The sequence below is a fragment of the Paenibacillus sp. FSL H7-0756 genome (genome assembly GCF_038006765.1).
GTDB lineage: Bacteria > Bacillota > Bacilli > Paenibacillales > Paenibacillaceae > Paenibacillus_AQ.
The window spans coordinates 357579-378876 of sequence record NZ_JBBOVT010000002.1 but is presented as its reverse complement, the minus strand read 5'-3'; the positions used below and the strand labels follow the sequence as shown (position 1 = coordinate 378876).

General features: G+C 53.2%; 21 protein-coding genes. 3 read left to right on the top strand and 18 right to left on the bottom strand.

Annotated elements, in window-relative coordinates; genetic code table 11:
• Positions 1–43: 43 nt before the first annotated feature.
• From NST04_RS18410 to pdhA, 7 genes are all read right to left on the bottom strand, one after another.
• Complete coding sequence (locus tag NST04_RS18410; protein WP_341185526.1) at positions 44–1531, bottom strand: glutamate synthase subunit beta; 1488 nt, start codon at positions 1529–1531, stop codon at positions 44–46.
• 156 nt (positions 1532–1687) lie between these two features.
• The gene (locus NST04_RS18405) at positions 1688–2179 is read right to left on the bottom strand and encodes a dihydrofolate reductase (RefSeq protein ID WP_341185525.1); all 492 of its coding nucleotides are present in this window, start codon (positions 2177–2179) and stop codon (positions 1688–1690) included.
• Positions 2176–2970 carry a thymidylate synthase gene (gene thyA / locus NST04_RS18400; protein ID WP_036726453.1) on the bottom strand — a complete coding sequence of 265 codons (795 nt, stop codon included), beginning with the start codon at positions 2968–2970 and terminating at the stop codon, positions 2176–2178. Before thyA ends, NST04_RS18405 begins: the two co-directional genes overlap by 4 nt.
• A gap of 243 nt (positions 2971–3213) precedes the next feature.
• Positions 3214–4626, bottom strand: a complete 1413-nt coding sequence (gene lpdA / locus NST04_RS18395; protein ID WP_076079331.1) for a dihydrolipoyl dehydrogenase — start codon at positions 4624–4626, stop codon at positions 3214–3216.
• A 3-nt stretch (positions 4627–4629) separates the two neighbouring features.
• Entirely contained in the window at positions 4630–6285 is a 1656-nt protein-coding gene (locus tag NST04_RS18390; RefSeq protein ID WP_341185524.1) for a 2-oxo acid dehydrogenase subunit E2, read from the bottom strand.
• Positions 6286–6394: 109 nt separating this feature from the next.
• On the bottom strand, positions 6395–7372 hold the full coding sequence (locus NST04_RS18385) for an alpha-ketoacid dehydrogenase subunit beta (RefSeq protein WP_341185523.1): 978 nt from the start codon (positions 7370–7372) through the stop codon (positions 6395–6397).
• A 15-nt stretch (positions 7373–7387) separates the two neighbouring features.
• Positions 7388–8455: a pyruvate dehydrogenase (acetyl-transferring) E1 component subunit alpha gene (gene pdhA / locus NST04_RS18380; protein ID WP_341185522.1), complete on the bottom strand. Its 1068-nt coding sequence runs from the start codon at positions 8453–8455 to the stop codon at positions 7388–7390.
• Between the two features lie 265 nt (positions 8456–8720).
• On the opposite strand from pdhA, the gene NST04_RS18375 reads away from it, so the two are divergent.
• Positions 8721–9452 (top strand): alpha/beta hydrolase, encoded by a 732-nt coding sequence (locus NST04_RS18375; RefSeq protein ID WP_341185521.1) that lies wholly within the window; start codon positions 8721–8723, stop codon positions 9450–9452.
• A 137-nt stretch (positions 9453–9589) separates the two neighbouring features.
• On the opposite strand, the gene NST04_RS18370 is transcribed toward NST04_RS18375, so the two are convergent.
• Positions 9590–10063, bottom strand: coding sequence for a low molecular weight protein-tyrosine-phosphatase (locus NST04_RS18370; protein ID WP_341186790.1), 474 nt, complete (start codon positions 10061–10063; stop codon positions 9590–9592).
• Positions 10064–10229: 166 nt separating this feature from the next.
• Between NST04_RS18370 and NST04_RS18365 the strand changes: the two genes are divergently transcribed.
• Positions 10230–10871 (top strand): thiamine diphosphokinase, encoded by a 642-nt coding sequence (locus tag NST04_RS18365; protein WP_341185520.1) that lies wholly within the window; start codon positions 10230–10232, stop codon positions 10869–10871.
• A gap of 280 nt (positions 10872–11151) precedes the next feature.
• Positions 11152–11691: a C40 family peptidase gene (locus tag NST04_RS18360; protein WP_341185519.1), complete on the top strand. Its 540-nt coding sequence runs from the start codon at positions 11152–11154 to the stop codon at positions 11689–11691.
• Between the two features lie 74 nt (positions 11692–11765).
• Here the strand turns inward: NST04_RS18360 and NST04_RS18355 are convergent, their stop codons facing one another.
• From NST04_RS18355 to NST04_RS18310, 10 genes are all read right to left on the bottom strand, one after another.
• Complete coding sequence (locus NST04_RS18355; RefSeq protein WP_341185518.1) at positions 11766–12524, bottom strand: winged helix-turn-helix transcriptional regulator; 759 nt, start codon at positions 12522–12524, stop codon at positions 11766–11768.
• Between the two features lie 120 nt (positions 12525–12644).
• Complete coding sequence (locus NST04_RS18350; RefSeq protein ID WP_341185517.1) at positions 12645–12947, bottom strand: Dabb family protein; 303 nt, start codon at positions 12945–12947, stop codon at positions 12645–12647.
• Between the two features lie 14 nt (positions 12948–12961).
• Positions 12962–14029 carry a ThiF family adenylyltransferase gene (locus NST04_RS18345; protein ID WP_341185516.1) on the bottom strand — a complete coding sequence of 356 codons (1068 nt, stop codon included), beginning with the start codon at positions 14027–14029 and terminating at the stop codon, positions 12962–12964.
• A 77-nt stretch (positions 14030–14106) separates the two neighbouring features.
• Positions 14107–15663 carry an ABC-F family ATP-binding cassette domain-containing protein gene (locus NST04_RS18340; RefSeq protein WP_341185515.1) on the bottom strand — a complete coding sequence of 519 codons (1557 nt, stop codon included), beginning with the start codon at positions 15661–15663 and terminating at the stop codon, positions 14107–14109.
• A gap of 145 nt (positions 15664–15808) precedes the next feature.
• The gene (locus NST04_RS18335; RefSeq protein WP_341185514.1) at positions 15809–17329 is read right to left on the bottom strand and encodes a serine/threonine protein kinase; all 1521 of its coding nucleotides are present in this window, start codon (positions 17327–17329) and stop codon (positions 15809–15811) included.
• A gap of 126 nt (positions 17330–17455) precedes the next feature.
• Positions 17456–18523 (bottom strand): SAM-dependent methyltransferase, encoded by a 1068-nt coding sequence (locus NST04_RS18330; RefSeq protein WP_341185513.1) that lies wholly within the window; start codon positions 18521–18523, stop codon positions 17456–17458.
• Positions 18524–18528: 5 nt separating this feature from the next.
• The gene (locus NST04_RS18325) at positions 18529–19302 is read right to left on the bottom strand and encodes an ABC transporter ATP-binding protein (RefSeq protein ID WP_341185512.1); all 774 of its coding nucleotides are present in this window, start codon (positions 19300–19302) and stop codon (positions 18529–18531) included.
• Positions 19302–19625: a thioredoxin family protein gene (locus NST04_RS18320; RefSeq protein ID WP_340993191.1), complete on the bottom strand. Its 324-nt coding sequence runs from the start codon at positions 19623–19625 to the stop codon at positions 19302–19304. Before NST04_RS18320 ends, NST04_RS18325 begins: the two co-directional genes overlap by 1 nt.
• The gene (locus tag NST04_RS18315; RefSeq protein ID WP_341185511.1) at positions 19622–20482 is read right to left on the bottom strand and encodes a deoxyribonuclease IV; all 861 of its coding nucleotides are present in this window, start codon (positions 20480–20482) and stop codon (positions 19622–19624) included. The genes NST04_RS18320 and NST04_RS18315 overlap by 4 nt, the downstream gene beginning before the upstream one ends.
• Positions 20472–21287, bottom strand: a complete 816-nt coding sequence (locus tag NST04_RS18310; protein WP_341185510.1) for an Fpg/Nei family DNA glycosylase — start codon at positions 21285–21287, stop codon at positions 20472–20474. The genes NST04_RS18315 and NST04_RS18310 overlap by 11 nt, the downstream gene beginning before the upstream one ends.
• Positions 21288–21298 lie beyond the last annotated feature (11 nt).

Sequence of the window (21298 nt, the reverse complement as noted above, 5' to 3'; positions counted from 1 at the left end):
CTCTCAACAATGCTGAGAGACGGCTTTTTCGTGCATATCGGATTTAAGCAAGTACAGTCGAACCCATCAGATATTTATCCACTTCACGAGCTGCTTCGCGGCCCTCGTTGATGGCCCAGACCACCAGACTCTGTCCGCGGCGCATATCGCCGGCTGCGAATACTTTATCCACGTTCGTATTGAATTTGCCATAGCGGGCCTTCACATTGGTACGGCGGTCCGTATCCAGCTTAAGCTGCTCAATGATATCCTGCTCCGGTCCGTCGAAGCCAATCGCAATCAGCGCCAGCTGAGCCGGATAGACAGCCTCGGTTCCCGGAACCGGCTGATAGATCTTCCGTCCTGTCTCGTCCACCGTCCGGCGGATCTGAACTGTATGCAGCTCCTTGAGGTTACCTTCTTCATCGCCGACGAACTTCGTCGTCATGATAGAGAATTCGCGCGGGTCTTCACCGAAGACCGCTTTGGCTTCCTGCTGGGCATAATCCAGAGTGTAGACATTCGGGAACTGGGGCCAAGGGTTGGCAATCGGATCACGCGTAAGCGGCGCTTTGTCATGGGTGCCGAACTGGGTGATGCTATTGCAGCCATGCCGCAGGGAAGTTGCTACACAGTCGGAGCCGGTGTCGCCCCCGCCCAGCACGATTACGTCCTTGCCTGCGGCGGATACGTAATTGCCATCCTCCAGATTGGAGTTCAGATAGCTCTTGATCGTGCCGTTCAGATAATCCATGGCATACATAACCCCTTTGAGGTCATGGCCCTCCACGTTGAAGCGTCTTGCCTTGGTCGCACCGCCGCAGAGTACAACGGCATCATATTCATCCACCAGCTGCTGTGCCGGAATGTCTTTGCCAATCTCTGTGTTAACCACGAACTCGATACCTTCTGCAGCCAGCAGATCGACGCGGCGCTGTACGACACGTTTGTCCAGCTTCATCGTCGGAATCCCGTACATCAGAAGGCCGCCGATCCGGTCACTGCGCTCAAAGACAGTTACCGTGTGACCCGCTTTGTTCAGCTGGGCGGCTGCGGCCAGTCCTGCCGGACCGGAGCCGACAATGGCGATCCGTTTGCCTGTACGCTTCTCCGGCGGACTCGGGACGACCCAGCCCTCTTCAAAGCCCTTGTCCACAATGGCCAGCTCGATCGTCTTAATCGTAACAGGCTGTCCAATCAGACCGACGGTACAGGAGCCCTCGCAGGGTGCAGGACAGATGCTGCCGGTGAATTCAGGGAAGTTATTGGTCTTGTGCAGGCGCTCCAGCGCTTCCTTCCACAAGCCGCGGTAGACCAGGTTATTCCACTCCGGGATCAGGTTATGCACAGGACAGCCTGAAGTACCGCCGCTCATATCCATGCCGGTGTGGCAATACGGTGTGCCGCAATCCATACAACGGGCACCCTGGGTCCGAAGCTCGTCCTCGGTCAGATGCTCGTGGAATTCTTCCCAATCCTTCACGCGCTGCTCGGGATCGCGGTCCCCTGGGAGCTGGCGCTTATACTCCATAAATCCAGTAGGTGTAGACATATATACGTTTCCCCCATCCGTTCTCTTCGTGTTGATGTATAGTACACCATTTCTAATTTTAATTATATTAGCATTCAATACTTTCGCACTGTAATGGACTAATCTGCTGATTATTTGTACTATTTCACATCTTGTGTCAGAGAAAACGCTTCATCGTCACTCCTTGCGGTCATACACCATAAAACGATAATCATACGGATTCTGCTCATTCTTGAGTCCCGGGGTATTGGAAACTTCCTTCCACTGGGTCCAGTCTACCTCAGGGAATCGCGTATCGCCTTCAATCTCCGCCTCTATCATTGTAACACGCAGCTTGTCGGCATACGGCAGCATCAGGCTGTAGATCTCGGCTCCGCCGATCACCATCAGCTCATCCTCCTTGCGCCCCTCAGCCAGCGCCTCAGCCAGCGAATGGATGACCTCAGCCCCTTCGGGTGCGAAGTCCTTGTCGCGCGTCAGAATCAGGCTGGTACGTCCCTTCAGCGGCTTGCTGCCCAGCGAATCCCAGGTTTTACGGCCCATCAGCATCCGTTTGCCGAGTGTCTCTGCTTTGAAATAAGCGAAATCCAGCGGCAAATGCCAGGGCATATCGTTATTTTTGCCAATTACGCCATTCGAGGCCATCGCCCATATCATGGTAATACTCATATAGCAACCGGCGCCTTGATTCCCGGATGGTAGACATAGTCGGTAAATTCAAAATCCTCAAAGGTATAATCAAAAATACTGTCCGGCACTCTGCGGATGTTAAGCTTCGGCAGCGCATAAGGCTCGCGTGCAAGCTGTGTAGCTACTTGTTCCATATGATTTGTATATATATGCACATCTCCGCCGGACCAGATGAAATCTCCGACCTCAAGCCCCGTCTGCTGCGCCACCATATGGGTAAGCAGCGCGTAGCTGGCAATGTTGAACGGAAGCCCAAGGAATGTATCCACCGAACGCATTGTAAGCATGCAAGAAAGCTTGCCGCCGGCTACGTAGAACTGAAAAACGAAATGGCAGGGCGGAAGCTTCATCTGCTCAATCTCGCCTACATTCCACGCACTAACAATATGGCGCCGTGAATCGGGATTATGCTTAATCGACTCAATTACATTCGCAATCTGATCGATATGCTGCCCGTCCTTGCTCTCCCAGGCCCGCCACTGCGAGCCGTACACCGGTCCCAGCTCCCCGTTCTCATCGGCCCATTCATCCCAGATCGAGACGCCGTTCTCCTTCAGATACGTTGTATTGGTATCCCCTTTGAGGAACCATAGAAGCTCATGTACCACCGACTTCAGATGAATGCGCTTGGTGGTCATCAGCGGGAAGCCCTTCGACAGATCGAAGCGGAGCTGACGCCCGAAGACGGACACTGTACCTGTACCTGTCCGGTCGCTCTTAGCTGTACCGTTGTCCAGAATATCCTGTAATAAATCCAAGTAATTACGCAAGCCGTATCGCACCCCACTCTCTTTTTTCTTCTACCAGTTTACCATGAGCTGACGGTCGTTGTAACTTCCCTAATGATAAAAAAAAGCAAAAAAACATTCATTTCTCTCCCCGAATTGGGCTGACTGCCAGCTATTTCCGAACATTCATGACAGTGACTTCAGTCAAAAGAGGATGTTCCCTGACCATCTGCATGGCTTCGGGAACATCCTCCTATGTTCTTACCGCATAAGCTTAGGCGGTTATTATTTCATTACGTGGATCGGGTGGCCTTCTACCAGCTCAGCCGCTTCCATGACGATCTCGCCAAGGGTTGGATGCGCATGGATGGTCAGTGCGATATCTTCAAGCGTTGCGCCCATTTCAATCGCCAGACCCAGCTCAGCGATCAGGTTGGAAGCTTCGATACCGACGATTTGCGCGCCAAGCACCTGATTGTTATCGCTCTTCGCTACAATCTTGATGAAGCCTTCAGGAGCATTCAGGGACACGGCACGGCCGTTGCCTGCGAACGGGAACTTGCCGGCTTTCACCGCATAGCCCTTATCCTTCGCTTCCTTCTCGGTCAGGCCTACGCTGGAGCATTCTGGATCTGTGAATACTACAGCCGGCATTACCTTGTAATCCACAACCGATTTGTGTCCGGCAATGGCTTCCGCAGCAATCTTGCCTTCGTAAGAAGCTTTGTGCGCCAGGGCAAGACCCGGAACGATATCGCCGATTGCGAAAATGTTAGGAATGTTAGTCCGTCCCTGATGGTCTACCTTCACCAGACCGCGGTCATCCAGCTCAACGCCGATCAGATCCAGACCCAGTTCGCCGTCAGTATTCGGGCGGCGTCCAACGGTTACCAGCAGGTATTCAGCAGTAACTTCTTTGGATTCTCCGCCAACGGAGTACTTCACAGTAACTTCCTTGTCGTTCTGAACCGCAGATTCTGCTTTGGCGTTGGTTACAATTTCAATGCCAGTCTTAGCCATATTTTTGGCCACCAGACGGGTCATGTCTTTGTCGAAGCCAGGCAGAACAGTGTCCAGACCTTCAATGATGGTAACCTTGGTGCCGAATTTGGAGTACATCTGACCCAGCTCCGCACCGATGTAGCCGCCGCCGATAACGATCATGCTCTTAGGAATTTCAGGCAGATCCAGCGCTTCCGTGGAGGACAGGATGCGTCCGCCGAACGGGAATGGCTTCAGTTCAATCGGACGGGAGCCCGTTGCAATAATGCAGTTATTGAACTTATAGCGCGGGGATTCATGATCATTGAACAGACGGGCTTCGTTTGTGCTGATGAACATAGCTTCTCCGCTGAATACTTCGATCTTGTTGCCCTTCATCAGGCTGGTAACGCCGGAAGTCATTTTCTTGACTACGCCGTTCTTGAAGGCCTGAGTCTTGGACCAGTCCACCTTCACGTTCTCGGCAGTAACACCGAATACTTCACCGTGCTGGGCAGCCTCGAATTGATGAGCAGCCGAGATCAGAGCCTTGGAAGGAATACAGCCGCGGTTCAAGCACACGCCGCCGAGTTCCGATTTATCTACAATGATGACCTTTTGGCCGAGCTGGGCGGCACGAATTGCCGCCACATACCCGCCGGGACCTGCACCAATTACCAATGTGTCGATTTCGATTGAAGCGTCTCCGACTACCATTAATTACACCTCCATAACTAACATATCAGGATTTGCAAGCAGGGTCTTAATGTAATTCATGAAATTCTGTGCTGTTGCGCCGTCAATAATCCGGTGGTCAAAGCTCAGGGACAGAGCCATTACAGGTGCTGCAACGATTTCGCCATTCTTCACAACAGGCTTCTCAGTGATACGTCCGGTTCCGAGAATAGCAACTTCAGGGAAGTTGATAATCGGAGTGAAGAACATACCGCCGGCAGAGCCGATGTTACTGATCGAGATCGTGCTGCCCTTCATTTCATTCGGTGCCAGCTTGCCGTCGCGACCGCGTACAGCCAGATCTGTAATCGCACTTGCGATCATCCAGATGCTCTTGCGGTCAGCGTCCTTGATGACAGGAACGATCAGACCGTTGTCTGTATCCGTAGCGATACCGATGTTGTAGTACTTCTTGTAGACAATTTCGTTCGAAGCTTCGTCAATCATCGCGTTAAGCGCAGGGAACTGACGGGAAGCAGCAACGAGTGCCTTCACGATGAACGGAAGATAAGTAACCTTCACGCCCTTCTTCTCGGCTACCGGCTTCATGCGGGCACGGAAGGCAACAAGCTCCGTAACATCCACCTCGTCCATGATGGTAACATGCGGTGCAGTGTAAGCCGATTTAACCATAGCATTGGCAATCGCCTTACGGATACCCTTGAATGGTACGCGTTCTTCTTCCAGGTTTGCATTGCCGGAAGCTGCTGCCGGTGCTGCTTCTTTGGCTTTGGCTTGCGGTGCTGCCGCCGCTGGTACAGAAGCTGCAGGAGCCGCTGCCGCAGGAGCTGTAGAGCCGCCTTTCAGGAAGGCTTCCACATCTTCAAGTGTGATCTTGCCGTTCTTGCCGGAGCCGTTCACCTTGGAGATATCTACGCTATTGTCGCGGGCATACTTGCGTACGCTTGGTGTTGCCAGCACTTCACGGTCAGGAGCTGGAGCTGCTGCTGCCGCTGCCGGAGCTGTACCTTGGGAAGGAGCTGCTGCCTGGGCACCGGATGCTTCAGCATGGCCGCCCTCCTCATGAGGAACATCACCTTCTGCAGCAATGATAGCCACAACTTCACCTACACGGCAGACCTGACCGTCTTTGGTGAACACTTCGACTACAGTACCGTTGACTGGAGAAGGAACCTCCACCACTGCTTTATCATTCTGAACTTCCATAATGATATCGTCGTCGGTGATTTTGTCTCCAACCTTGATGTGCATCTTGATGATTTCCCCTTCATGCAGGCCTTCGCCCAGTTCAGGGAATTTGTATTCAAAGTTCGTTGCTCCGCCAGTAGCCGGGCTGCTGGTTGCCGGAGAAGAAGTAGTATCTGCTCCGCCCTTGGCTGCATCAGCTTCCTGGGAAGCATGCTCTGCCGGATGGCCGCCTTCTTGCTCAGGGATGTCGCCTTCGGCATCAATAATGGCTACAACTTCGCCTACACGGCATACTTGGCCGTCCTTGGTGAAGACTTCAAGCACTGTGCCGTTGACCGGACAAGGCACCTCTACTACCGCCTTGTCATTCTGAACTTCCATTACGATATCGTCATCGGTTACTTTGTCGCCGGCTTTGATATGCATTTTGATAATTTCGCCTTCATGCAGACCTTCGCCCAGCTCAGGGAACCGGTACTCAAATTTTGCCACCTTGATAACCTCCTATAAATTATGTTGAGTTATTCCAACAGCTCTGTTTAGCAGAAGACAGAAACGGCTGCCGCCCTTAAATACAAGGACGGCAAGGTCGTTACTTATCCTAGAATTCCATGACTTTCTTAACTGCCGTAATAACACGTGCAGGGGTAGGAATCCAAGTGTCTTCGATTTGAGCGAACGGGTAAATTGTATCTGGACCTGCTACACGAAGCACTGGGGCTTCCAGGTGCAGCAGAGCTTTTTCATTAATCTGGGCAATAACCTCAGCGGCTACGCCGGAGCTCTTCTGAGCTTCTTGTACAACAATCGCACGGTTGGTCTTCTTGATGGAAGCCACAATAGTGTCGATATCAATTGGGCTAACGGTACGAAGGTCGATAATTTCGACTTTGATGCCTTCTTTTTCGAGCTGGTCAGCCGCTTTGGTCGCTGTATGTACCATTAGGCCGTAGGTAATGATAGATACATCCGTACCTTCGCGAACTACATTCGCTTTGCCGAGTTCAACGGTATATTCGCCTTCAGGCACCTCTGCACGGAAAGCATGATACAGGTTCAAGTGTTCCATGAAGAATACAGGGTCATTGTCGCGGATCGAAGCGATCAGCAGTCCCTTCGCATCATATGGGTTAGAAGGAATAACTACCTTGATCCCAGGGCTCTGGGCAATCAGACCTTCCAGGGAATCGGTATGCAGCTCAGCTGCTTTAACGCCGCCGCCGAATGGAGTACGGAAGACTACAGGAGCGTTGTACTTGCCCCCGGAACGCCAGCGCAGGCGTGCTGCCTGAATAACGATCTGATCAAGAGCTTCGAAGATGAAGCCTACGAACTGGATCTCAGCGATCGGGCGGAAGCCCTGCACGCCGAGACCGAAAGCCAAACCGCCGATAGCGGACTCTGCCAGCGGTGTATCGAAGATGCGCTCCTCGCCAAATTCCTTCTGCAGCCCTTCTGTTACACGGAACACGCCGCCTACATTACCAACGTCTTCTCCGAAGATAAGGACATTGGGGTCACGAGTCAGTTCAACGCGCATTGCGTCACGAATTGCTTCTTTCATATTCATCTGTGCCATTGCCTGATATCCCCCTTATTCAAAATCGGCTTTTTGTTCTTCAAGATGTTTCGGAGTTACCTCGAACATGCTGTCGATCAAGCCGGGAATGGTCATTTTTTCGGTCTGTTCTGCTTTCTTAATCTGCTCGTTAACAGTCGCTTTCGCTTCTTCTCTTACGCGCAGAGTGTCCTCTTCAGTCCAGAGGCCTTTCTTCTCCAGGTACTTGGCAAGACGGGCAATCGGATCTTTCTCATTCCATTGTCCTTCTTCTTCCTTCGTACGGTACTTACTGGCATCATCGGAGAGGGAATGCGGACGGAAACGGTAGGTTACCGCTTCGATCAGTGTGGCGCCTTCGCCTTTGCGGGCACGTTCAGCAGCCTGCTGTACAGCAGAGATTACTGCAAATACGTCCATACCGTCGATCTTGATTCCGGGAATCCCTGCGGCAACCGCCTTGTGGGCGATGGATTTCGCTGCCGTCTGCTTCGAGAACGGAGTGGTGATGGCATAGCCGTTGTTCTGAACGAAGAAGATCACCGGCAGCTTGAATACTCCTGCATAGTTAAGGCCTTCGTAGAAGTCACCTTCAGACGAACCGCCGTCACCGGTGTATGTGATTGCAACGTTCTGCTGTTTCTTCAATTTGAAGCCCATAGCAATACCGGTAGCATGAAGGATCTGTGCTCCGATAATGATCTGCGGCATCAGTACATTCACGCCATCAGGAATCTGTCCGCCATGCTGATGTCCGCGGGAATACAGGAAAGCCTGATATAATGGAAGGCCATGCCATACGAGCTGTGGAATATCGCGGTAGCCCGGGCAGACGAAGTCTTCCTTCTGCAAAGCGTACTCGCTGCCGATCATTGTAGCTTCCTGTCCGGATACCGGTGCATAGAAGCCGAGACGGCCTTGACGGCCCAGGTTGACAGCACGGTCATCCCAGGTACGGGTAAATACCATACGGTACATAATTTCTTTCAGTTGGTCATCGGTAAGTTTAGGCATCATTTCCTTGTTGATAATTTCTCCATCCGGGGAAAGAACCGAAAGGGCCTCAACGTCCTCTGTATACACTTCATAGGGAACCTTAGTCATTATCTTCACCTCAATAAAAAAATTTGAATATCAGTGGTCTCTGTTATAGAATTATTATACACCTGTTGTATCTGTTTCGTCAAAGAAATACGCATAAAATTTATGTTTCCATAAATTTTGTATGTATAACAGGCGTTTAAATATCCTATAACAGATTAAAGGATATTTATCAAGTAAATGATATATCCCACATTTGCCGCTTGGCTAATTTTAACGCAACACTAAGTCTTAAGCAAAATTCGACATGAAAGGTGACGATTTGACAATGAGCGAACCTGTTTTTCTGAAACGTACAATTGTAAAACAAACACTGTGGAGTGAACACCTGCAGGAAGAGCGCAAGCTGCGTATCTATCTTCCCCCCGGATATAATGAAGTACTCAGCTATCCCGTCGTCTACTGCCAGGACGGTGAAGAATTCTTCAACTTCGGCCGGATTGCCACCTTGGCCGGTCAGCTGATTCTGGAGCAGGATGTGGAACCCTTCATTATAGTGGGCGTCGAAGTGAACGTGGCAGTCCGCACCGCTGAATACGCTCCGTTCGGCAGCCGCTTCAAGCAGTACCTCGCATGCTTCGCCGAAGAGATTATTCCCTACATTGAACATAATTATCCTGTCCGGCGTACACCCGAGGAGCGGATCGTAGCCGGTGATTCCCTGGGCGGCAGTGTCTCCCTCCACCTCGCACTGGCGTATCCGGGATTATTCAGCCGTGTGCTTAGCCTCTCCGGCGCTTATTATCCCGAGACCCGCGAGATGCTCTCACAAGAGGAGGATCTCTCCTGGCTTCAGATCAATATGGTTGTAGGGCTTCAAGAGCGGGACTACAAGACCGACACCGGCGTCTATGATTTCGTAGAGATGAACCGGGAGACCAAAGCCATGCTTGAAGCCAAGGGGGCGACGGTGTCCTACCGCGAGAAGGACGGCCAGCATCTTTGGGGTTTTTGGCAAAAAGAGCTCCCGGAATCATTACTCTATTTCTTCAGCTCCTGAAACAGCAAATAGAACCTTAAAAGTGAACATCTTACGAACTTATGTATTGCAGCTCGATTGACTGCGCTTTCATCACCAATCGGACATACGGTGCCGTTCCTTAAAACATAAGGACGGCAACCGGTCCGGCTGTGGCACTATGCCTGCTGTAGCTTCTCCCCAATAATCTGTTCCAGCAGCACATCACAACCGGCGTTGATTAAATCATAGACCTGCTCGAAATTGCCGGTGAAATACGGGTCAGGCACTTCACGCAGCTCCTCATCCGGTAACAGATCCATGAAGAACAACAGCTTGGACTGCTCACCGCCGGGAATTTTGCGTACATTCTCCCCGTTGGACTTGTCCATACAGATGATATATTCGAATCTCTCGAAATCCTCACTGGCAACCAGTCTTGCTCTCATATTCTCATAGCTGATACCGTGCAGATCCAGGATACGCTTTGTCCCTTCATGCGGCGCTTTCCCGATATGCCAATCTCCCGTCCCTGCAGAATCCACTGTAATCTGATCCACAAGCTGACGCTGTTCAATCTTGCTGCGCAGCACAGCCTCCGCCATCGGCGAACGGCAAATATTCCCCAGACATACAAACAACACGTTAACGATCCCTCTCACCTCCTGCGCTCAAGCATTCCTTAACATCCTCTACGGATGGGTGCGGCCAGCCGCACTAACCCTATTTTAGCGTCAGCGCGGCAATTGTACAACTTTTGAAACTGCTATATACTGTTCAGGATGATGAACTTAATTCAACTACAAGGAGGGGGAGCTATTGCCATCCGGGCGTATTGTAATTGTTGCAGGCGGCAAACTTACAGCGGAATGCCTGCACTTATTAGATGAAGAGGATTATATTATCGGCGCTGACCGGGGAGCGCTGTTCCTGATTGACCATGGCTTCACCCCCCAGCTTGCCGTCGGTGATTTCGACTCTGTCTCTCCTGAGGCACTGGAGCGGATTCAGGCGGGAAGCAAGGAGACTATCAGCTGTGATCCGGTCAACAAAGACCTTACTGACAGTGAAATGGCCCTGGATCTTGCCCTGAACCTCCAGCCGCAGTCTATTCTGATGATCGGGGTAACGGGAACACGCATGGACCATACGCTGGCCAGTATTCAGATGATGACAAGAGCACTGCAGCGGCAGGTAGCCTGCTCCATTATGGATGCGAACAACTACATTACGCTTACCGGCTCTCAGGCGGTTGTAGAGGAACGGGGATATACCTATGTCTCCTTGCTGCCTCTGACTCCCGAGGTAACGGGCATCACCCTTCAGGGCTTCCAATATCCTCTGGAGAACGCCACCCTCAAATTAGGCCAGTCCCTGGCCGTGAGCAATGTGTTGCAGGAGCACAAGGGAACCGTTCATATCGAGAGCGGACTGCTGCTGATTATTCAGAGCAAGGACTGAATACATAGATCTTTTGGAGACATAGCTGTAACCTTTGTTTCAAAATCAAAAAGCCGGGAATCCCTTGACGTTCAAGGGAATCCCGGCTTTTTTTGTCGAGTAAAATATCTAAATATTAATATTTTGTAACTTTTAATGCGATTTTAATATAACGCTTACATTGTATATCCCGCCTGCTTTTAGCCCATCTCTTCCATAATTTAGGTCTGTCATAACCTGCTATACTACGAATCAGAGAACGAAACTACTAGAATAGATTACAAACTTGGAGGTATACAACATGAATAAGCAACAATGGTTTAAGCAAGCAATGACAATCGGTCTATGCACAACAATCGGGTTCAGCGCCTTACTCGCAACCGGAGCAGGAACAGCCCCTGCCGCCGCTTCTGCTGTATCCGCTGATGCTGTATCTGCCGATTCCGTATCCGCATCTTCCACCGGCTCCAAAGTGGTCAGCTTCGGCAAAAAGTATCTGGGTACGCGTTACCAGTTCGGTGCCTCCACTTCAACTACACGTTATTTTGACTGCTCCTCCTTTACTCAATATATTTTCAAAAAATATGGTGTAGATCTGCCCCGTACGTCCGTAGCCCAATCTAAAGTGGGTAAATCGGTCACCAAGGCCAATCTGCGCGTCGGCGATCTGGTGTTCTTCTCCAGCGGAAGCCGGGCCAACGGCAAGAACGTCACCCATGTGGCTGTATATGCCGGCAATGGCAAGATTCTTCACACTTACGGTTCACCCGGCGTAACCATTTCAGATCTGAATTCGGGTAACTGGAAAAAAACCTACCTGAAGTCGCGCCGCGTACTGTAACAGCCAAAAGATCTATTATAGCTTGTACCAAGAGAGTACATGCCTATTAGCCGGAGAGCTGCTTGCAGCGGCCGTCAGCTTATGGCCCCGCTCTCCGGTGTCCGCAGTACATATCCGGTTCCACGCACCGTATGAATCAGTTTATTCCGGCGCCCTTTATCCACCTTGAGCCGCAGATGCCGGATGTACACATCCACCACATTGGTGTCCGCATGAAAATGATACCCCCACACCTGCTGTAATATCTCAGCCCGGGGACAGACTTCATTCAGATTCTCTGCCAGATAATACAGCAGATCGAATTCCTTGGGGGTCATCTTCAGCTCGGCTCCATCCCGGCTGACCTGCCGGCGCCCGGGATCAAGAATCAATCCGTCTACCTTAAGCAGCGTGGCCGTATCTCTTCGGCGGCCTGTCAGCTTAAGTAAATTCAATAATCTGCGTTTGAACTCACCGGTATGTACAGGCTTCTCCATATATTCGTTGCCTCCGGCATCAAATACGGAGACAGCCGCTTCCCCTCTGTCTTCAGGTGTTCCTCCGGATAGGACCATTACCGGCAGAATCATCCCCTCCTTCCGCACCTCCGAGACGGCTTCCCAGCCCGCCCAGCCTCCGGGTTCATCCAGCTCCGCGAGCAGAAGCACAGGCTCACCGCCTGACAGCAATAAGCGAAGACTATTCAGGTCTTCGCTTATTGCTGTTGTCATCCCAAGGCTATGGATGGCTTCCTCAAGCCCGGTATGACCGGCTGCCCTCTCCTCCCGGTCTGCATCTGCTTCAAGGCTATCCGGGCGCGGTCCGGGTATGTACCATGCGATCTTTTCATTCACCGGGATCGTCCCCCTTCACCAGTCTTGCACCGGCTGTGCCGCCGCAGATGATGCTTAGAATTCCCGCAAAACAAAGAGACCATTCGGGGGAATGGTCTCTTTACGGCATTAATTATAACCTTAGAGTACGAAATCAATCTCCTGGAACGCAGCGACCTGAGTGTCCCAGCGTTCTGCTACAAAAGCCTGGTGCGCCGGATGATGATTATAGGCATCATAAGCTGCCTGATCAGCGAACTCCATCGAGAAGGCGTACTGGTGCTCACATTTGGCGCTGACCTGACGCAGCACCTCGAAATTCCCGACCGCCGGAATCGCGCTAAGAATCTCAGCTCCATCCCGCAGGAAAGCTGTAGTCTCCTCTGAATCGGGGGCGGATTTCAGTGTAAATACCGCCATGTGACGGATGGCTCCCTTGTTCATTGTGATCTCCTCCATTATCCGAAATACCGGTGATAATAGCTGCGGGCGGCAGCGATATCACTCGTTCCATGTATTAAGGCTCTCCCGTCTGCGAATACAACCATCCGGTACGGCTCCTCTGTAAAAGAAACCAGATACGGGTTGCTCTCCACCTTACCGCTGCCGAGCCTGGACAGGCGGGCAGCCGTCTCCTCCAAGTCAAGACTTCTACGGTGTGCCGGACGAATCTGCACCGTATCTCTGCCGCACAGCACATCGCTGCGCTCTGTGTTAGAAGCTGACAGATACGGATAGCTCCGTGATTCACCACATGAGGGACAATCGTTCTTCTTCGCCGTCCGAACCCCAATCTCCTGCTGCTCATTACGCCAGATATCGAAGGTCAGCAGCTTGCCGCGCAGCTTGTCCTTGAATCCCCCGAGCAGCTTCAGCGCCTCGGCCGTTCCGTTCGTGGTAACCATCTGCACCGCTTGCGGAAGAATGCCCGCTGTGTCGCAGGTATCCCCGCCCAGCGGGATCGTGCCCAGCAGACAATTCAGACAGGGGGTTTCACCCGGCAGAATCGTATATGTAATGCCGTAACTTCCTACACAGGCTCCGTAGATCCAGGGGATGCCGTGCTTTTGCGCCAGGTCATTAATGATCAGCCGGGTATCGAAGTTATCCGTCCCGTCCATAATCAGATCCACGCCTTCAAGCAGGCTCGCAAGCTCCTCTGCACGCACATCAAGCACATGGGACTCGATCACAATCTCCGAATTGACCGCCGTCAGCCGGGTACGGGCTGCAGCCGCCTTAGGCATGCGCAGACGGGCATCTTCTTCCGTATACAGCTGCTGGCGTTGCAGGTTGCTCCACTCGACATAGTCACGGTCAACGAGGATCAGACGTCCTACTCCGCAGCGGGCCAATGTCTCGGCGATCCCTGTCCCCAGCGCCCCCATGCCAACGACCAGCACACTGGAACTTGCCAGCCCCTGCTGTCCTGCTGCGCCGAACGGCGCGAAGCGGACCTGTCTTGAATATCTGCCATCCCTGCCGGCTGAAGAAGCCGGGAGCGGCGTGTTTTGGTCAGGACCCATCTCTGAACAGCCCCCTATGTACGTTTTTGGTGAAAAACCGGGAAAAGCGCAAACCTCCACTTTTCCCGGACTCCATATTATACGGTCTGTGCCGACCACTGCTCCACATTCCAGACCTTCGTCACCCAATCCTCGTAAAATTCCGGTTCATGGGACACCAGCAGAATCGTACCTTTATATTCCATAAGCGCCCGCTTCAGCTCAGCCTTGGCCACAATATCAAGGTGATTCGTAGGCTCATCGAACAGAATCCAGTTGCTCTCACGCATCATCAGCTTGCACAGGCGTACCTTAGCCTGCTCGCCGCCGCTCAGCATGTTCATCGGACGGGTGATATGCTCGTTTTTGAGACCGCAGCGGGCCAGATGGCCGCGCACTTCATTCTGGGTCAGACCGGAGAATTCACTCCATACGTCTTCAATCGGCGTGATATTTTGGGCCTTTAGCTCCTGCTGGAAATAGGCGGAACTCAGATAATCACCAAGATACGTTTTTCCGCTGAACGTAGGGATGACACCCAGAATCGTTTTGAGCAGCGTAGATTTGCCGACCCCGTTGTAACCGACAATCGCAATCTTTTCACCGCGTTCTATCATCATATTCAGCTTACCTGGCAGCAGCGGACGGTCGTACCCGATCTCGAAATCAACGCCCTCGAACACCGTCTTCCCGCTGGCCCGGCTCTCCTTGAACTGGAAGGTAGGCTTCATCGCCTCTTCCGGCTTGTCAATCCGCTCCATCCGTCCAAGCTGCTTCTCGCGGCTCTTGGCCCGGCCTGAGGTGGAGGCACGCGCTTTATTGCGCTGGATGAAATCCTCCTGCTTTTTGATGAAATCCTGCTGCTTCTCGTACGCATCAATGTGCTGGGCCTTGTTCATCCCCGCCATCTCCAGGAACTTCTCGTAATTGGCCGTATAGCGGGTCAGCTTCGAGAACTCCAGATGATAGATCACATCAACCACCTTATTCATGAATTCCGTGTCATGGGAGATCAGCATGAATGCATACGGATATTGCTTCAGATAATTCGTCAGCCAGTCTATATGCTCCACATCGAGATAGTTGGTAGGCTCATCGAGCAGCAATACATTCGGTTTCTCCAGCAGCAGCTTCGCCAGCAGAACCTTGGTACGCTGACCCCCGCTCAGGGAAGTGACATCCCGGTCCAGACCGATCGCGCTCAGGCCCAGTCCGTTCGCCATCTCTTCAACCTTCACATCGATGAGATAAAAGTCGCCGATATCGAGCTGCTCCTGAATGTCGCCCATCTGCTCAAGCAGCAGGTCCAGCTCCTCGGGAGTCGCCTCCCCCATTTTATCGGTAATCGCCATCATCTCATGCTCCAGCTCCAGCAGCGGCAGGAAGGCATCCTTAAGCACATCGCGCACGGTTTTACCGGCGGTAAGCAGGGTATGCTGATCCAGATATCCGTAACGGACCCGCGGCGTCCACTCCACCTTGCCGTTGTCCTTCAGTAATTTGCCGGTCAAAATATTCATCAGCGTCGATTTGCCCACGCCGTTCGCACCCACGATCCCCACATGCTCTCCATCCAGCAGACGGAAGGACACATCCTTGAACAACACCCGGTCCCCGAAATTATGGGAAACGTCTTCTACACTAAGTAAACTCATAAATTCTCTGCAAGCTCCATTCTATATTGTAAATACCAAGAGGTTCAATAATTATAGATATCGCTCCATTTTAGCACACCTGCGCCCTGCACTGAAATAGAAATAAAGCCCGATTTCTGAAAATCCGTCAATAATCTCTGAGCATTCAGCTCTTTTTCTGAAACAATCTACTATTCTTTGCAGGAAAACGGGCACCTTTAAGTGGTCCGAGCAGCGCCTTGATCGTCTGAACCAGCTTTCCCTTACTCTGAAAAGGGTCCTGCTGAAGCGGCAGGCTGCATACACTGGCAGGTTCAAGCAGGGAAGCCAGCAGCTCCACAGTATGCTCCCCGGCCAGCGGCAGACCAATCCGCCATTCCGGCAGGGGAGTCAGACCTCTGCGGCGCAGCCAGTGCAGAATATCCTCCAGCCGCCAATCCGCACCGGAGGCAATCAATAACGGGAGCCTGCTGCCGGTGAACACCCCCAGCGCCCCCTCACCGCCGCCGGTTCCAAGATCCAGAACGATGTAAGCATAGGCTTGATCCGGCAGCTGCGGGAGTCCCTCCGAAGGGGGAAGCTTCCAGTAGTCCACCCCCATCCAGTTGAACGGTTGCTCCTGTGTTCCCTGAACAACGCTTATTTCAGGGCTCCCCGCCATTTCCTTCATGCGGTTAAATACCTGCGAACCGGGATTACAATCTACCCATGCCGTCCGTCCTGCGGGCGACAGGCAGCGGCTGACAGCAAGCGATGTATGCGTGGTCCCAATTCCTGGGGACACCCCTAATACTGCCACCACCACAGCAGAGGGCTGCGACTCCTTGTCATCCGCAGCCTTGCGCATGTTCGTCCGTTCATGTCCAGCTTCCACCCCGCCGCCAATCTCCAGTTGCCGGAGAGCCGCCCTTACCTCCTCAGCACTGCCATACCGTTCCTCCGGGTGATGCCGCAGCAGACGTCTGATGACCGGAATCATCCGGCCCGGGAGACGCCCCTGCAGCTTCCGCTCCATCCCGGGCTGCCAGGCGCTAAAGTCACCGCCGGAGGCCATATACAGCAGCAGCGCGCCAAGCCCGTACAGGTCCGATACCGGACTGCTTTGCCCGCCGCCATATTGCTCGGGGGCTGCGAATCCGGCTGTCCCCAGCTTCTCGGTGTCCTCACCGGAGCCGTTCCTCAGCCTGCGCGCAATCCCGAAGTCAATGACCTTCAGCTCATGCTCCCCAGTCAGCATGATATTCGAAGGCTTGAGATCCCTGTAGATGATTGGCGGCTCATGGCTGTGCAAATAATTCAGCACCTCCAGCAGCTGCCGCGCATAGCTTAGAATTCGCTCCCCCGTCATTGCAGCAGGCTGCTCTGCCATATACTCATGCAGGGTGATGCCCCCAATATAATCCATCACCAGATAGGTGTAGCCTTCAGCGTCCGGCGGGAAGAAATCCGCAATCTGCGGCAGCAGAGGATGACGGAGCGAGATTAACAGCTCTGCTTCCGCCTGAATCGCGCCTGCACCATAACTCCCCTCCCGGATTACGCTCTCTTTAATGGCCCGCAGCATACCCGGCAGCCGTAGATCCTCCGCCAGATATACCCGGCTCATTCCGCCTGTCCCTATCAGCCCGGTTACATAATAGCGCCCTCCCAGCATCTGTCCGGGACTTAGCTTTCCTGTGAATTCCATTTCTTCCCCGCCTGTTCTTATAGATTAATGTATAACGCAAAAAAAGCCCCCACTGCCCGCACCGGAACCGGCATGAAGCCGGAGGTGCAGACTGCGGGATGCTTTCCCTTAATCCTGAAATATGAATTAATACTTAATCATATAAAGTGTAATCTCGTCCCGGTTGTGGAACAGCTGCTTCGCACGCTGGACCTGCATCCGCTGGCCTTCAAACATGGTGATGATCTCCTTGATCACCGCCATGGGCTTCTTGTGCATCAGCTTCACCGTAACAATTGCGCTGCCGCCCGGTGTCAGGCTGTGCAGCAGCTCTGTGACCAGCTTCGCCATCAGCTTGGGGCTCCAGCTCATATCGCAGACCAGCAGATCGAATTCATTCTCACGGAATTTGACCTCACCGGCATTTTTGCGCAGAATCTTCAGACCCGGATGCTTGCGCAAGGATTCGTGCATAAGTGCAGGGTCAACAGCGGTAACCTTGAGGCCGCGCTCCAGCAGGAACGAGGTCCAGCCGCCCGGAGAAGCGCCGATATCGACCGCATTCTTAAAGCTGTAGAACGGAATGGCGAATTCCTTCTCCGCCTCCATCAGCTTGAATTTGGCCCGCGAGATCTGTCCGTCCTCCTTTCGGAAGCGGATCATGCCGCCATTCCAGCTGGACAGGTTCGCCTCCGGCCGGGATACCCCGGCGTACAGCGCATCACCGTCCGCATAGACGGAGATCACCCAGGCAGGCTCCTGCACTGTGAATTCGGCACCCAGGCTGTCAAGCCTGGCTTGCAGCCACTCGCGCAGCTCGCCCGGACTCTGCTCCCAGAAGGAGGACGGGCCTTTACGGACATGCAGCGATACCTTCTCGCCTTCCAGCTCCGCATGCCGGCTTAAGAATACCGCCAGCCGTTCCAGAGCCGGCAGATCGCCGGTATCCTGGAAATCAACAGGCTGGATATGGCGCAGGAAGATCGGCAGATTCTGTGCCAGCCGCTGCGTTACCTCCTCCGGCTCCGCCTCAAGCGACGCCAGGAAGATTTCTCCCGGCAGCAGCAGGGTGCTTTTCACCGCTCCGAACAGGCGTCTAAGCTCCTCCTGCGCATAGGGGGCGAAGCCATGGTTCGCCGTGCAGATATATCTTGAGAGGATCTTATCCTGTGTAGCAGTATCCTGCTCCGGTGTAACTTCTGTGAAATCGTTCAAATCGCTTAGCCTCCAGAACTTATTTTAATCCAAGGACGTCCATTGTCCCAGTCAACCGTCACCGGAAGATCGTAGGTAGCCATCAGCATCTCCTGCGTCAGCACCTCTTCCTTGGGACCGGCACCTGCAAGCTTCCCGTCACGGATCAGCGCCACGTGAGTGAAGAGCGGAACAATCTCCTCCACATGATGGGTGACATACACCACTCCAACATTATGCTGACGCAGCTTGTCGATCTCGGCGAGCATTTTCTCCCGTTCATATAAATCAAGACCGGCGCAAGGCTCGTCCATAATCAGCAGCTTAGGCTCTGCGATCAGGCAGCGGGCCAGCATAGCCTTCTTGCGCTCTCCCTGGGATAACAAGCCGAACGGATGATAGGCTAGTTCGCCGAGGTTCATCTCCTCCAGCAGCTTAAGCGACCGGTCCTTCACACTTTGCGGAATCTCCTGGTAGAAGCGTAAATACGCATAGGCGCCAGTAGCGACAACCTCCCAGACAGGGTCGGTGAGGGAGAGCTTTTCCATCAGGGACGGGCCGATATAACCAATCTCCTTGCGCACCTCGCGCAGATCACATTGACCGTATTTATACCCCAGCACTTCAACAGAACCCTTACTGGGGAACAGGTAGCCGGTCATCATTTCCAGCAGGGTGGTTTTGCCGGAGCCGTTACGTCCGAGAATGACCCAATTCTCCCCCTGCTTCATGGTAAGCGATACATCGTCAAGAATCTGGCTCTCGTCCCTGCGCAGGGACAGATGTTGTAATGATATCATTATAATGTCACTCTCCTTATGTATGCCAGCACCCGTTCAACAGAGTGTATGGAATAGATGATGTCCGGTTCAGCGCTGCGGTCAGCAGATACGGCCAGCAGAGCAGGCACACTTGAGATTTGATAGGTGTTCACCAGATCAGGGAGCCTATTCACATTCCCCTCCGCAATCAAAAGGCCAGGCGGAAGCAGATGCTCCGCCACCTCTATCATCCGCCGCGCTGCCTTACAGGTTCCGCATAGCGGGGTATGCAGGAACAGGACAAGCGGCTCGCCCTTCGTGGCCAGCAGCTCCAGCAACTCCGGCTGATTCATTTCCTTCATCCTCCGTCATCCCCCGTCTCAAACCAGGTCCTCACAGCAGCAATTTCCGCTCTGTGGGTGCCATCCGGTCCCTTTTCTGTTTCCATAACGATCACTTTATCAGCCAGAGCCTCCATCTTCAAAAGCCGGCTAAGCGCCGCTTCCCCGATATATCCGCTGCCGATTCCGGCATGCCTGTCCCGCCTGGAGCCGAAGGGGAACCGGGAGTCATTCAAATGCACAGCCGCCAGATTCGCCCAGTACCCCAGCCGCTCACCCCGTACGATAAGCTCCTCCGTCTTCTCCGGATTCCAGATGCCCGCCGCGAAAGCATGGCAGGTATCGAAGCAAAAACCGATCTTCTCCGGGTAGAGGCACAGCTCACGGACCTTGACCAGCTCTTCTGGCGTCATACCCTCATGTCCATGATTCCCTGCCATATTCTCAAGCAGCAGCTTGGTATGTCCCGTCCAGTCCGCCAGCACCTCGTTCATACATTGAATAATATTTTGATAACCCTTTAGCGGCTCCATGCCGGCAAAATGTCCGAAATGCACCACAATGCCCACCGATCCGCACGCCTCAGCAATCTCCAGATCGTTGCGCAGGGAGGCAATCATCACGTCTCTATCACCCGGTCCAGCAGCCAGATTCGTCGGATACGGGGTATGGGCAATAGAAGCCATCCCCTGCTCACGGCAGTATTCCGCGCAGCTGGTTGCATCGCGGTAGTCTACCGGCTTTGGCTTCAGGCTGCGGGGGTTCTTCGGAAAATACTGAAAACAAGCAGCACCGCTCTCCCTGGCAGACCGGGCAGCCTGCCCGTACCCGCCGCGTATGCTGACATGCGCCCCTATAAAGGGGCTGCTATGCGTCATGCTGGCAATCCGGGCAATAGAATACCTTGCGTCCGGACAGCTCTATCTTCATTATGGTTCCCCCGCCGCGCAGGCAAGGCTCGCCTTCACGGTCATACACTTTACAGGCATCATTATAAGAACCGGTCACGGTGTCGCCGGTCATGAACGGCATTTCCATATACCCGCCAATTTCAGTGGCTTCGGTTAATACCTTACGCACGCTGTCGTACAGCCGGGTCACCGCTTCCGGTGACAGATTCTGAACAAGCGTGGACGGAAGCAGACGCGCTTCATAAGCAATCTCGTCGGCATAGCAGTTGCCGATCCCAGCCATTACATGCTGGTTAACCAGCAGACTCTTCAGCGCGCCGCGCCGTCCCTTGAGCAGTCCGGCGAAGCGTTCGGCCGTCATCCGGCGGTCCAGCAGCTCGGGTCCAAGCTTCCCCATTGCCGCTTCGCCTTCCTTGACGGACAGCAGATGGAGATACCCAAGCCGCAGTCCCATGAAGTAGAGAATATGCTCACCGAACGCCAGCTCAACCTGTGTAGTACGGTCAGGACGTTCTTCCTCTGTACCATAGAACAGTAGTCCGCCCAGCATCAGATGCAGCAGCAGTCTGCGGCCGTCATGCAGATGGAAGAGGATATGCTTGGCACGGCGTTCCACAAATACAATTCGGGCACCGACCAGCCCCTTCACGAATTCTTCAGTCTCCATATTGATGGTCTTTTCTCTATTTACGGTTACCCCTGTAATGGGTACGTTTATTAGATGTTGGCTAAGCAGCTTTCGGTAATTCTCCATTTCCGGCAATTCCGGCATATTGTCATCTT

What these genes read in the sequence shown, in the direction of transcription:
- NST04_RS18350 (WP_341185517.1), bottom strand. Translation starts at nt 12,947, where the DNA reads ATGAACAAGGGAGCCATCCGTCACATGGCGGTATTTACACTGAAATCC.
- NST04_RS18410 (WP_341185526.1), bottom strand. Translation starts at nt 1,531, where the DNA reads ATGTCTACACCTACTGGATTTATGGAGTATAAGCGCCAGCTCCCAGGG.
- pdhA (WP_341185522.1), bottom strand. Translation starts at nt 8,455, where the DNA reads ATGACTAAGGTTCCCTATGAAGTGTATACAGAGGACGTTGAGGCCCTT.
- NST04_RS18405 (WP_341185525.1), bottom strand. Translation starts at nt 2,179, where the DNA reads ATGAGTATTACCATGATATGGGCGATGGCCTCGAATGGCGTAATTGGC.
- NST04_RS18325 (WP_341185512.1), bottom strand. Translation starts at nt 19,302, where the DNA reads ATGATATCATTACAACATCTGTCCCTGCGCAGGGACGAGAGCCAGATT.
- NST04_RS18385 (WP_341185523.1), bottom strand. Translation starts at nt 7,372, where the DNA reads ATGGCACAGATGAATATGAAAGAAGCAATTCGTGACGCAATGCGCGTT.
- NST04_RS18375 (WP_341185521.1), top strand. Translation starts at nt 8,721, where the DNA reads ATGAGCGAACCTGTTTTTCTGAAACGTACAATTGTAAAACAAACACTG.
- NST04_RS18310 (WP_341185510.1), bottom strand. Translation starts at nt 21,287, where the DNA reads ATGCCGGAATTGCCGGAAATGGAGAATTACCGAAAGCTGCTTAGCCAA.
- NST04_RS18345 (WP_341185516.1), bottom strand. Translation starts at nt 14,029, where the DNA reads ATGGGTCCTGACCAAAACACGCCGCTCCCGGCTTCTTCAGCCGGCAGG.
- NST04_RS18340 (WP_341185515.1), bottom strand. Translation starts at nt 15,663, where the DNA reads ATGAGTTTACTTAGTGTAGAAGACGTTTCCCATAATTTCGGGGACCGG.
- NST04_RS18320 (WP_340993191.1), bottom strand. Translation starts at nt 19,625, where the DNA reads ATGAAGGAAATGAATCAGCCGGAGTTGCTGGAGCTGCTGGCCACGAAG.
- lpdA (WP_076079331.1), bottom strand. Translation starts at nt 4,626, where the DNA reads ATGGTAGTCGGAGACGCTTCAATCGAAATCGACACATTGGTAATTGGT.
- NST04_RS18335 (WP_341185514.1), bottom strand. Translation starts at nt 17,329, where the DNA reads ATGGAATTCACAGGAAAGCTAAGTCCCGGACAGATGCTGGGAGGGCGC.
- NST04_RS18360 (WP_341185519.1), top strand. Translation starts at nt 11,152, where the DNA reads ATGAATAAGCAACAATGGTTTAAGCAAGCAATGACAATCGGTCTATGC.
- NST04_RS18315 (WP_341185511.1), bottom strand. Translation starts at nt 20,482, where the DNA reads ATGACGCATAGCAGCCCCTTTATAGGGGCGCATGTCAGCATACGCGGC.